Source organism: Bacillus sp. EE-W1 (assembly GCF_009760835.1).
In the GTDB taxonomy this organism is placed as follows: Bacteria; Bacillota; Bacilli; order Bacillales; family Bacillaceae_G; genus Bacillus_A; species Bacillus_A wiedmannii.
In genome coordinates, this window is sequence record NZ_WIPE01000169.1 from 5087 (window position 1) to 17701 (window position 12615).

9 protein-coding genes are annotated in these 12615 nt (G+C 36.9%); 8 read left to right on the forward strand and 1 reads right to left on the reverse strand.

The window, feature by feature from the left end:
• The first annotated feature begins 1314 nt into the window (after positions 1-1314).
• Positions 1315-2316 carry a LacI family DNA-binding transcriptional regulator gene (locus GFJ36_RS28890; protein ID WP_097889886.1) on the forward strand — a complete coding sequence of 334 codons (1002 nt, stop codon included), beginning with the start codon at positions 1315-1317 and terminating at the stop codon, positions 2314-2316.
• Between the two features lie 88 nt (positions 2317-2404).
• Here the strand turns inward: GFJ36_RS28890 and GFJ36_RS28895 are convergent, their stop codons facing one another.
• Positions 2405-3685 (reverse strand): MFS transporter, encoded by a 1281-nt coding sequence (locus GFJ36_RS28895; protein WP_097889885.1) that lies wholly within the window; start codon positions 3683-3685, stop codon positions 2405-2407.
• Between the two features lie 491 nt (positions 3686-4176).
• On the opposite strand from GFJ36_RS28895, the gene iolG reads away from it, so the two are divergent.
• From iolG to GFJ36_RS28930, 7 genes are all read left to right on the forward strand, one after another.
• Positions 4177-5202, forward strand: coding sequence for an inositol 2-dehydrogenase (gene iolG / locus GFJ36_RS28900; RefSeq protein ID WP_097889883.1), 1026 nt, complete (start codon positions 4177-4179; stop codon positions 5200-5202).
• A 103-nt stretch (positions 5203-5305) separates the two neighbouring features.
• Entirely contained in the window at positions 5306-6304 is a 999-nt protein-coding gene (gene iolC / locus GFJ36_RS28905; protein ID WP_097889882.1) for a 5-dehydro-2-deoxygluconokinase, read from the forward strand.
• A gap of 77 nt (positions 6305-6381) precedes the next feature.
• Positions 6382-7845 (forward strand): CoA-acylating methylmalonate-semialdehyde dehydrogenase, encoded by a 1464-nt coding sequence (locus tag GFJ36_RS28910; protein WP_097889881.1) that lies wholly within the window; start codon positions 6382-6384, stop codon positions 7843-7845.
• Between the two features lie 154 nt (positions 7846-7999).
• Positions 8000-9934, forward strand: a complete 1935-nt coding sequence (iolD, locus tag GFJ36_RS28915) for a 3D-(3,5/4)-trihydroxycyclohexane-1,2-dione acylhydrolase (decyclizing) (RefSeq protein WP_157349863.1) — start codon at positions 8000-8002, stop codon at positions 9932-9934.
• Positions 9935-10057: 123 nt separating this feature from the next.
• Positions 10058-10954 carry a myo-inosose-2 dehydratase gene (gene iolE / locus GFJ36_RS28920; protein ID WP_097889879.1) on the forward strand — a complete coding sequence of 299 codons (897 nt, stop codon included), beginning with the start codon at positions 10058-10060 and terminating at the stop codon, positions 10952-10954.
• Between the two features lie 88 nt (positions 10955-11042).
• A complete protein-coding gene (locus GFJ36_RS28925; protein ID WP_097889878.1) occupies positions 11043-11888 on the forward strand; it encodes a class II fructose-bisphosphate aldolase in 846 nt (281 codons plus the stop codon).
• A gap of 104 nt (positions 11889-11992) precedes the next feature.
• Positions 11993-12615: 5-deoxy-glucuronate isomerase (locus tag GFJ36_RS28930; protein WP_157349866.1), on the forward strand; the 623-nt coding region annotated here is incomplete at its 3' end.

Below are 12615 nucleotides of genomic sequence, written 5' to 3' on the forward strand. Positions count from 1 at the left end.
CTAGGACGTTAAGTGGCGGGTAGTTCACTATTAAGATATTAAAACTGTTGAGAAAGTGTGCTGTTGTCCATGAAAAATATTGAGAATTTGTTGAGGGAATATTGAGAATGTTGCAATGCGATTGATTGTAGGGGAGTTAGAATTAATAATGCTTGTCAGATTATATGCGTGAAAAAAGGAAATAGGAAAGAGAACAGTTGCGTAGACTGTTCTCTTAAGGAGCGGAAGTGCTGAACATTTTCAATGACAATGATTCAACCATTCCGTTAATAATATGTGCAAATATTTATAATTCATACAAGAAAGGCGGCTATTAAAAATAGCCGCCTTGCCTCATGGAGAATTCAAGAAAATCAGAGATTCATTATGGATACAGATTGGATGTTACCAATCTATTCGTAGTATTGGAAATAATTCCATAAATTATTCATAAGTTAAAATTTCAATTCATCGTAGGATGTGCATTAGGATTTGAAAGAGGCATCAATGACAATTTAGAAGGAGATATTTCTATACAACATATGGAGGTACAATGGAAGGGTGACGATAAAAAATAAAAAGAGCAGTTAGAATGAACTAACTGCTCAGCTCTAGGGGAAATGAATAGTTTCAATTATTGAGATAATAAAAGGATAAGCAAAAAGGATTGAATTTGAAGAAAGTGTGTTGTTTTAATTGTATTAGGAGTTTTAATCATCGTATAACTATCTCCCCCATATGAATGGATAAATTGGAAAGAAGTCTTTGTATATCCTATAGGCTTAATTCTATGTATGATACTTGGACATTTTGGGTTACCAGAGTTTTCAATATTAGTAGGGTTAGTATGTATTGTATGAGGTATCCTTAGGACAATAGGAATTAGTGTTAAATAGAAAAAATAAGTGCAGAGAGCATCTAAATGGGATGATTTTTTATTTTGCATAGAAAAAGGAACCCAGAAGGGTTCCTTTTCTTATTCCGATCTATCTTAAGCGCATATAAGATAATGTTATTCTACATCTTAATATTAGGAATTACAATAAAGAAGTAAAGATTACCGTGAGGTGGTGTAAATAGGAGAAAGAACCATAAGTATTACTGCATGCTCTGGTTGTAATGAGCCTTGCATGTGGATATTAAATGTCTATTAAGTAAATTGGTCAAATTTTTTCTACAGGTGTTTCATAAAGGTAGATTAATTCGTAAATATGAAGCATTACGCTATAAGATAAAAATACTTACAAATTTTAAAAGAATTCCATTTGTGTACCAAGAAGCAAAATATATTTATGATAAAATATAGAAAAAGATGATTAAGAAGGGACAATTAAAGTGAAACCAACAATTTATGATGTTGCGGAAAAAGCAGGTGTATCAATAGCGACTGTATCTAAGGTAATTAATCAAACAGGGCGTATTAGTGAAAAAACAATAAACAAAGTAAATCAGGTAATGGACGAATTAGATTATCAGCCAAGTAGTGTAGCAGCAGCGTTAACAGGTAAAAAAACATATACGCTTGGGGTACTTGTCCCAGATATCTCAAATCCATTTTTTGCAGAAGTAGCAAGAGCTTTTGAAAATAGTGCACGAGAATCAGGGTATACACTCATCTTATGTAGTACGGACCATCAAACAAAACGTGAGCACGAATATATTGATTTATTATTTAAAAAGCAAGTAGATGGCATTATTATTGCGACGGAACTAAATGATTATAAACTTGTTAAAAAAATCGTGAATCGAGATTTGCCACTTGTTTTATTCACTGTAGATCATCCTTCCATCACGACTCATGTTGTGACAACTGATGATATGAGGGGAGGCTATCTAGCTGGAAGTTATCTAACGCAGAAAGGCCATACATCTTTAACGATTATGATGGAGAAGGATAGAAAAAGTAGCTTAGGGAGATTGACTGGTTTCAAACAAGCTCTTACAGATTCAGAGATTTCACTAGATGATGATGCTATAATTAGCTGCTATTCGACAGTGGAAGATAGCAAACGTGCAAGTAAAGAGTTACTTAATTTACCTAACAGACCCACAGCGGTTTTTGCTTGTACAGATTTGATTGCTATATGCCTATTGAATGAAGCAAGAAAACAAGGGCTTTCGATTCCGGAAGATTTATCAATTATCGGATTTGATAATACAATCTATGCTGAGATTGCAGATCCTGGGTTAACGACGATTGAACAGCCAATTACACAAATGGCGACCTGTACGTTTGAACAACTTCTAAAAACGATGGAAATGAAGGAGCATGCTAAACAAAAAATTACAATTATTCCTCAGTTAGTGGAGAGATCTTCAGTAAAGGATATTACATGAAAACTTTTTTAATAGCCCACTTGAATGTAACAAAAAGAAGGTCATCGTAACCATGTACAGTTATGATGACCTTCTTTTTATTTAGAATTTATACTGAGAATTGCTCTCCGCTTGTCTTATTTAAATCCTGCTTCATCTCATATTCCTTTGGAATAGTAAGGAAATGAGTTAAAAATGCACCAAAGAAGTACAAACCAGCAAAGATCCACATCACGCCGCCTACACCTAATGGACCGATGAAAGCAGTTACTACTAATGGTCCAACAAATGCTGATAATCCTGAACCTAAATTTAAGACAGACATTGCCGCTCCTTTATTTTCAGGAGATAAAGATGGAACTAATGCTGTAAGAGGTACATAACCAGCAAGTGTTGCTCCGTAGCAACATGCAACAAATAATATAGCCCAATAATTATGCCCTACCATTTGTGGTACATAATAGAGTGCAAGAGTTACAATTCCGCAACCGACTCCTCCAAACCATTTAATCGTATTTACCCAACCGAACTTGTCTCCAACAATACCAAAAATAATATTAAACACCATATTTACAAAGAATAGAGTACCCCAAATTTGAAGCCATTCAGTCATCGTAAAATTATATTTCATCATATAGGTAGGAAGGAAAACAACAAATCCAAACTGAGCGGCCGAGTTTATAATTTTAACAATACCACCTATACCAACTTTAGGATTTTCAAATGCGATGGTAATGCCTTTTAGTAATTCGCTTGATTTGTTAGCGCTTACGGTTTGTGCTTTAAATCTGTCCTTATTTACAACAATTGAGAACAATCCCCCGACAACAACAAAAATTAAAGCACTCCATAATGTAGCGATTTCTCCGATTTTAGGAACCATATAGCTAGAATAAAAGGCTCCTATCACACTAAGCCCTAGCTGGAATACGAACCAGAACCAGCCAACTGCTCTTGAAAGCATTTGCTGAGGCGTACTGTAAGATACCCAAACCAGGAAAGAATAAGCAAATAAGGGATAACCAAACCCTCGTAGGGCATAACAAATTAATATTACTGGATAATTCATATGTTGAATTCCTATACCGATGAAACCAATTGATCCTAAAATAAATGATACTAAACCAAATGTCATGACTTTTCTTGGTCCCCACATTTGTACAAATACCCCTGAAAACCAAGAAGAAGCAGATACAGTAATACCGTAAATAGTAAACAAAAATGCAGCATGTTCTAGCGTTAGTCCTTTTTCAACGAGATAAGGGGATAGCCATCCCTGTTCTAACCCGTCCCCAATCATAAAAACGATAATTCCTATGTATCCCCAAGTTAAATTAGAAGGGATACCAATCTTGTCCATAAATGTTTTGTTTGAACTAATAGCGTTCATTCTCCCACCACCGATAAGTTTTTTGGTTAAGCGCTTAATTATTTTTGATAAAAAAAGTATACGCTTACATTATGGGGGGCGTCAATTAAATTTTTTGACAATTTACAACTTTCTTTTATAGAACATTCTATTTACTTATTGGAGAATAAAGTAATGATGAATATGAAAAGAAAGGCATACCTTATAGATGGGGGGTTACTATTTAAAAGTCTTGGTTTTCTTTGTTATATCAGTATTTTAAAAGAATATATTTGTAGCTTTTTAGAGTGTTTATTTCTAATTATTAATTTTTATTTTTATGTAATACGTATATTGAGGGAATGCAAAATTCGGATGAAAAGAAGAGTATTCAAAAAAATAAAAATGTTTTCAATTTAGAATCAAGTGTGTATAATGAAGAAAAATAGGGAAAGCGCTTAACTGATTTGGTACGCTAAACCCTATAGACTTTCATTTCGTTTCTTAAATTTTAATATAGAGGGAGAAATCATATGAACGTTTTAACAATTGGGATTATTGGTGCTGGACGAATTGGGAAACTACATGTTGATAATTTGCAGCTTATGCCACAAGTGAAAATTAAAGCGGTTTCAGATGTAGTAATTAGTCATCTAGAAAAGTGGGCTCAAGATAAAGGGATTTCCACTCTGACTACAAACTATCAGGATTTATTAACTGATCCAGAAATTGATGCTGTCTTTATTTGTTCACCAACAAATACACATGCGCAAATTATTAAAGAAGCAGCTCTTGCGAAAAAACATATTTTCTGTGAAAAGCCTGTTAGTTTCTCAGTAGAAGAAACATTAGAAGCGTTAGAAGTGGTAAAAGAACAGGGAGTATCTCTTCAAGTAGGATTTAATCGTCGTTTTGATCCTAACTTCAGGAAAGTTTATGATCTTATTCAACAAGGCGAAGTGGGACAGCCACATATTTTAAAAATTACGTCTAGAGATCCACAACCACCAAGTATAGAGTATGTCCGTTCTTCAGGTGGATTGTTTATGGATATGATGATTCATGATTTTGATATGGCTCGCTATGTGATGAATAGTGAAGTCGTTGAAGTATTTGCATATGGAACAACATTAATTGATCCATCCATTCAAGAAGTAAACGATGTTGATACAGCAATTGTCACATTAAAATTTGCAAATGGAGCTTTAGGGGTAATTGATAATAGCCGTCAAGCTGTTTATGGATATGATCAGCGTGTTGAAGTGTTTGGTGAAAAAGGGGCGGTCGCTGCGGATAATTGCTGCCCGACAACAGTTCAAGTGTCAAAAACAGAAGGTATTGTAAAAGATAAGCCGCTTTATTTCTTCTTAGAGCGCTACACGCAAGCTTACATTGAGGAAGTAACACAATTTACAAAGTCAATTATAGAAGGACAGGCTGTTATTTGCAGTGGTAATGATGGGTTACAGGCAGAAAGAATTGCGAAAGCTGCGAAGGAATCTTTACTAACTGGAAAACCTGTTCAAATTGAACATAAACAGCCTACATTAAATCAATAAAGAGAGCGCTTACTTCTAGATAGATAAAGAGTCATGAATAGTAAGTTTATAAAAATATGAACCATATCATTCACTCATTCATAAAGCATGGGAGGTAGAAACAATGAATCCACTTATTTTTAAAGAAGATTGTCCATTAGACCTAATTGCAGTTGGACGTTTATGCGTTGATTTAAATGCCAATGAAACACAACGTCCTATGGAAGAAACAAGAACGTTTACTAAGTATGTGGGGGGATCTCCTGCGAATATCGCAATTGGTGCGGCGCGTCTTGGCTTACAAACAGGATTTATCGGTAAAGTGTCCGATGATCAAATGGGCCGCTTTATTACAGGGTACCTAAAGGATAACAATATTAATACAGATCAGATATGTATTGATCGCACTGGTGCAGTGACAGGTCTAGCTTTTACAGAAATTAAAAGTCCTCAAGATTGCAGTATTTTAATGTACCGCGACAATGTCGCAGATTTAAATCTTGATCCAACAGAAGTATCTGAGGACTATATTAAACAATCAAAAGCTCTCTTAATTTCAGGAACAGCTTTAGCGAAAAGTCCTTCTCGCGAGGCGGTATTTTTAGCGCTAGAATATGCGCGTAAACATGATGTAGTCGTATTTTTTGATGTTGATTACCGCCCGTATACATGGCAATCAGAGGCTGAAACGGCTGTGTATTACAATCTAGCGGCTGAAAAATCTGATGTCATTATTGGAACGCGTGAAGAGTTCGATATGATGGAAAAACTATTAAACTATGAACAATCTAATGACCAAGTTACGGCTGAAAGATGGTTTTCTCATCATGCGAAAATAGTTGTAATTAAACATGGCGGGGATGGTTCAATCGCTTATACGAGAGATGGTCAATCTCACCGAGGCGGTATCTTTAAAACAAAGGTTTTAAAGACGTTTGGCGCTGGCGACTCGTATGCTTCTGCATTTATTTATGGCCTAATGCAAGGACTTGAGATTCCTCAAGCAATGCGATTAGGTGGCGCTTCTGCTTCAATTGTTATTTCTAAACATAGCTGTTCTGATGCAATGCCAACAAGGGCAGAGATTTCTGCATTCATGGAAACGGCTGAGGAATTGGTATAGAAACGTTTTTAATCAATAATCAAGTGAGGGCGTATCTTATATACGCTTCTATATTACATAAAAGGGAGAGAATGAATATGACAGTACAAACAGCACAAATTGTAAAAAACTACATTGGTGGCGAATGGGTAGAATCTATTTCAACTAAGATGGAAGCTGTATACAATCCAGCAACAGGGGAAGTAATCGCCCAGGTACCACTTTCAACAAAAGTAGATGTTGAACAAGCTGTATTAGCAGCAAATGAAGCATTCAAATCTTGGTCCAAAACAGCTGTGCCAAAACGTGCTCGTATTCTATTTAAATATCAACAATTATTAGTAGATAAATGGGAAGAGTTAGCGAAACTTATTACGATTGAAAACGGAAAAAGCTATAACGAAGCTTACGGTGAAGTTCTTCGTGGTATCGAGTGCGTGGAGTTTGCTGCAGGTGCTCCTACATTAATGATGGGAAAACAACTTCCTGATATTGCGACAGGTATTGAGTCTGGTATGTATCGTTACCCAATTGGTGTTATAGGCGGGATTACACCTTTTAACTTCCCAATGATGGTTCCATGCTGGATGTTCCCACTTGCGATTGCTTGCGGTAATACATTTGTGTTAAAACCTTCAGAGCGTACACCACTTCTAGCAGCAAGATTAGCAGAATTAGCTGCAGAAGCTGGTTTACCTAAAGGTGTATTAAATATCGTAAATGGTGCACACGATGTAGTAAATGGTCTTCTGGAACATAAATTAGTGAAGGCAATTTCATTTGTAGGTTCTCAGCCTGTCGCAGAATATGTATACAAAAAAGGAACAGAAAACTTAAAACGCGTTCAAGCATTAGCGGGTGCGAAAAACCATTCCATTGTATTAAATGATGCGAATCTTGAACTAGCAACAAAGCAAATTATTAGTGCTGCATTCGGTTCAGCTGGTGAGCGTTGTATGGCTGCTTCTGTTGTTACAGTAGAAGAAGAAATTGCAGATCAATTAGTTAAAAGACTCGTAGAAGAAGCAAATAAAATCGTAATCGGCAATGGTCTTGATAAAGATGTATTTTTAGGACCAGTTATTCGTGATAACCATAAAGAGCGCACAATTGGTTACATCGATTCAGGTGTAGAGCAGGGCGCTACATTAGTTCGTGATGGACGCGAAGATACGGCTGTAAAAGGAGCTGGCTACTTCGTTGGCCCAACAATTTTTGACCATGTTACAAAAGAAATGAAAATCTGGCAAGATGAGATTTTTGCTCCTGTTTTATCCATTGTTCGTGTGAAATCATTAGACGAAGCGATTGAAATTGCAAATGAGTCTCGCTTTGCAAATGGAGCTTGCATTTATACAGATAGCGGGGCAAGTGTACGTCAATTCCGTGAAACAATTGAATCCGGCATGTTAGGTGTGAATGTTGGGGTTCCAGCACCGATGGCATTCTTCCCGTTCTCTGGCTGGAAAGATTCTTTCTATGGAGATCTTCATGCGAACGGTACTGACGGCGTTGAGTTTTATACTAGAAAGAAAATGCTTACATCTCGTTGGGAAAAGTAATCATGAAGAGAGAAGTAGAATCTCTCTAGGTGCTTGGAAGCGAAAGTAACGAAGGTAGTAAAACATAAGAAGGAAGTATTAGGAGTCTATCGAATTCCTGATACTCCTTTTTCATATGCAGAATGACTGATAGAGATGGAAAGGAGTAAACAATATGCAAACTGTTAGAATGACGACGGCGCAAGCTTTGGTGAAATTTTTGAATCAGCAATACGTAGAGTTTGATGGGAAGCAACAAAAGTTTATTAAGGGAATCTTTACGATTTTTGGTCATGGAAATGTAGTTGGCCTAGGTCAAGCTTTAGAAGAAGACGCAGGAGAATTAGAAGTATATCAAGGGAGAAATGAACAAGGAATGGCAAATGCTGCGATGGCCTTTGCAAAACAAAAACATAGAAAACAAATTATGGCATGTACTTCTTCTGTTGGTCCTGGATCAGCAAATATGATTACCTCTGCTGCAACAGCTTCGGCAAATAATATTCCCGTTTTACTACTTCCAGGTGATGTATTTGCAACGAGACAACCTGATCCTGTTCTTCAACAAATTGAACAAACACATGACTTATCTATTTCTACGAATGATGCATTTCGTGCAGTAAGTAAGTACTGGGACCGGATAAATCGTCCTGAACAATTGATGACAGCTATGATTCAAGCCATGCGTGTTTTAACGAATCCGGCAGATACAGGAGCTGTAACAATTTGCTTACCACAAGATGTCCAAGGGGAAGCATGGGATTTTCCGACGTACTTCTTCCAAAAGCGCGTTCACCGTATTGAGCGTCGCCTACCTACCAAAGCCAGCTTAGCGGATGCGGTTGAAATGATTAAGAGAAAGAATAAGCCAATTATGATTTGCGGTGGTGGTATAAGATATGCAGAAGCGGCAGAGGAACTGAAACAGTTTGCTGAGACATTCCACATTCCATTTGGAGAAACACAAGCTGGGAAAAGCGCGATAGAAAGTAATCATCCATATAATCTTGGCGGCATTGGGGTAACTGGAAATGTAGCAGCCAATACGATTGCAAAGGAAGCGGATCTTGTTATTGGGATCGGGACGAGATTTACTGATTTTACAACGGCATCTAAGCAATTGTTCCAGAATAAAGAGGTTGAGTTTTTAAACATCAACATTTCGGAATTCCATGCGAACAAACTTGATGCATTGAAGGTTATAGCAGATGGAAAAGAAGCACTTCTTGCTCTAATAGATGAACTGCAAGCAATTGAGTATCGATCTAGTTATACAGTAGAAATCACTGATGCAAAAAAGGCTTGGGAAAAAGAATTAGCACGTCTACATAATGTTTGCTTTACAGATCAAGATTTCATGCCAGAAGTTGCAGGTCATTTCGATGAGAATTTAAATGAGTATGTAGACGCACTTGGTACACAATTAACACAGACTGCAGTCATTGGACAAATCAATACATTACTTGATGAAGATGCAATTATTGTTGGCGCGGCAGGAAGTCTTCCGGGTGATTTACAAAGAATGTGGGCAGCAAGAAAACCTAATACATATCACATGGAGTATGGGTACTCTTGCATGGGCTATGAAGTTGCAGGTGCACTGGGTGCAAAGCTAGCTGAACCATCGAAAGAAGTATATGCAATGGTAGGGGATGGCAGTTACCAAATGCTACATTCTGAGCTTGTCACAAGTCTTCAAGAAAACAAAAAAATTAATGTTTTATTGTTTGATAACTCTGGATTTGGCTGCATTAATAACTTACAAATGGGTAATGGAATGGGGAGCTTTGGAACAGAGTTTCGTTACCGAAACCAGGAAACTCGTAAATTAAACGGGGCTATTATGAAAATAGATTTTGCAGCTAGCGCGGCTGGATATGGCGTAAAAACGTATCAAGTTACATCAATGGAACAATTACAGGAAGCGCTTAAGGATGCGAAAAAACAAACAGTTTCTACATTAATTGATATTAAAGTATTACCAAAAACAATGACAAATGGATACGATTCATGGTGGCATGTAGGTGTTGCAGAAGTATCTAAAAGTCAAAGTGTACAAGCTGCGTACGAGAGTAAAGTAAGTAACTTACAAAAGGCAAGACCTTATTAGATTAGAACACAAAGAGAGCTTTTTATCTACATGCATATTGTTTTAGGAAGCTCTCCTTTTAACGAGCGGATAAGAAAAGTTGGCGAAATTCTATAACATTTTGCGAAGAGGAGAGACAAGGGGATGTTCAAAGAAAATACAATTAAGCTTGGAATTGCACCAATTGCTTGGACAAATGATGATATGCCGGAGCTAGGAGCAGAAAATACGTTTGAACAATGTATTAGTGAGATGGCACTAGCTGGATTTAATGGAAGTGAAGTAGGGAATAAATATCCGAGAAATACTATTGTATTAAAAAAATCTTTGGAATTACGAAACTTGGAGATTGCTAGTGCATGGTTTAGTACGTTTTTAACAACGAAGCCGATTGAAGAGACGGTAGAAGAATTTATTAAGCATAGGGATTTCTTGCATGACATGGGTGCAAAAGTCATCGTTGTTTCAGAGCAAGGGCATAGTATTCAAGGTTTAATGGATGTACCACTATTTAAAAATAAGCCTGTTTTTACAGAAGAAGAGTGGAAAAAGCTAGCGGATGGGTTACATCACCTCGGTAAATTAGCTCAGGAAAAGGGGCTACATATTGTATACCATCACCATATGGGTACGGGTGTTCAAACAACGGCAGAAATTGAAAAGTTAATGGATATGACGAATCCAGAGCTTGTATCCCTACTTTTTGATACAGGTCATCTTGTTTTTTCAGGAGAAGAGCCGCTTTATGTTTTGAAAAAATATTTACCTCGTATTAAACATGTACATTTAAAAGATATTCGCCAAGAAGTAGTAGATGCTGTAAAGGAAAGTGATTTAAGCTTCTTACAGGCAGTGAAGAATGGCGCATTTACAGTTCCAGGGGATGGCGTAATTGTATTCGATGAAGTATTTACTATCCTTGCAAACTCTGATTATAAGGGTTGGTTTGTGGTAGAAGCAGAGCAAGATCCAGCTTTAGCGAATCCTTTTGAATATGCATTAAAAGCCCGGAAATTTATACAAGAGAAAGCAGGTCTTTAATTACCACATTGTGAGATTACATAAGGAGTAAAAAGACGAGACATTTGTTTTCTATTTAATAAATAATATTGAAACAGGTGAATGTGTAATGCCATTAGTGCAAATGAAGGATATTTTAATTAAGGCAAATGAAGATAATTATGGGGTCGGGGCTTTTAGTGTCGCTAATATGGAAATGGTAATGGGAGCTATCAAAGCAGCAGAAGAGTTGCGTTCTCCACTTATTCTACAAATTGCGGAAGTTCGTTTGAATCATTCGCCGATTCATCTGATTGGTCCTTTGATGGTTGCTGCGGCGGAAAAAGCGACTGTCCCAGTAGCAGTTCACTTTGATCATGGTATGACGTTTGAAAAGATTAAAGAGACATTAGAAATTGGTTTTAGTTCGGTTATGTTTGATGGCTCTCACTATCTGTTAGAGGAGAATATCCAAAAGACAATAGAAATTGTAGCGCTTGCGAAACAGTACGGAGCGACGGTAGAAGCTGAGATTGGCAGAGTAGGCGGTAGTGAGGACGGATTAGAAGATATTGAAATGTTGCTGACAAGCACTACAGAAGCAAAACGATTTGCAGAAGAAACAGACGTAGATGCGTTAGCTGTTGCAATTGGAAATGCGCATGGTATGTACAATGGAGATCCTGATTTACGATTAGACCGCCTACAAGAAATTAACGAGGTAGTCCATATTCCACTCGTATTACATGGTGGTTCTGGCATTAGCCCAGAGGATTTCAAACAATGTATTCAACATGGTGTTCGCAAAATTAATGTAGCAACAGCGACGTTTCAGAATGTAATTGCTGCGGTTAACACTGCTGCCCTAAATACTCCTTATTCAGATTACTTTACGTATCATCAAGATGTAATTAAGGCCGCATACGAAAACGTTAAAAATCATATGCTCATATTCGGAAGTGAAAACAAAGCATAACCAGAAAGGTTTACTTCATTAATATCAGAAGAAACTCGAAATTTAGTTAGCTGACAAAGATAGAGAATGATAGAGTAGCCATTAATTAAAAGGGGGAGAAAGCCGTGTTAGGAAAATTAGGTGAATTAAATGAAGGGTATAATGTATTAACAGAAATGAACGGTCAATGCAGTGATATGTTAATGGATATAGGCATATATAAGATGTCTAATGGAAAAGAAGAGTTGCTATATGATAATAAGAATGAAACGGCAGTTCTTTTACTAGAAGGAACAATACGATTAGAGTGGGAAGGAATGGAACAAGTTATTCAAAGGCAGTCTGTTTTTGAAGAAAACCCTTGGTGTTTACACGTGGCTAAAAATGTGAAAGTTACAATTACCGCTCTTTCAGATAGTGAAGTGCTTGTTCAAAAAACAGATAATGATCAAAAATTTGCATCCAAGTTGTATACTCCAAATGAATGTCAAAGTGTTGTAGCTGGAGAAGGAGTATGGGAGGGAACAGCACAGCGTGTTATTCGTACAATTTTTGACTATAATAATGCGTCATATTCTAATATGGTAGTAGGAGAAGTTATTTCTTATCCAGGGCGATGGTCCAGTTATCCACCACATCACCATGACCAGCCAGAGGTATATTATTATCGCTTTAACAAGCCGCAGGGATTTGGATGTGCAATGGTAGGCGAGGATGCTTATCGCGTTGTACATAATAGCTTTATTAC

Excerpts from the sequence above, each read along its gene's own strand:
- GFJ36_RS28895 (WP_097889885.1), bottom strand. The coding sequence starts at position 3,685 with ATGAACGCTATTAGTTCAAACAAAACATTTATGGACAAGATTGGTATC.
- iolG (WP_097889883.1), top strand. The coding sequence starts at position 4,177 with ATGAACGTTTTAACAATTGGGATTATTGGTGCTGGACGAATTGGGAAA.
- iolC (WP_097889882.1), top strand. The coding sequence starts at position 5,306 with ATGAATCCACTTATTTTTAAAGAAGATTGTCCATTAGACCTAATTGCA.
- GFJ36_RS28910 (WP_097889881.1), top strand. The coding sequence starts at position 6,382 with ATGACAGTACAAACAGCACAAATTGTAAAAAACTACATTGGTGGCGAA.
- iolD (WP_157349863.1), top strand. The coding sequence starts at position 8,000 with ATGCAAACTGTTAGAATGACGACGGCGCAAGCTTTGGTGAAATTTTTG.
- iolE (WP_097889879.1), top strand. The coding sequence starts at position 10,058 with ATGTTCAAAGAAAATACAATTAAGCTTGGAATTGCACCAATTGCTTGG.
- GFJ36_RS28925 (WP_097889878.1), top strand. The coding sequence starts at position 11,043 with ATGCCATTAGTGCAAATGAAGGATATTTTAATTAAGGCAAATGAAGAT.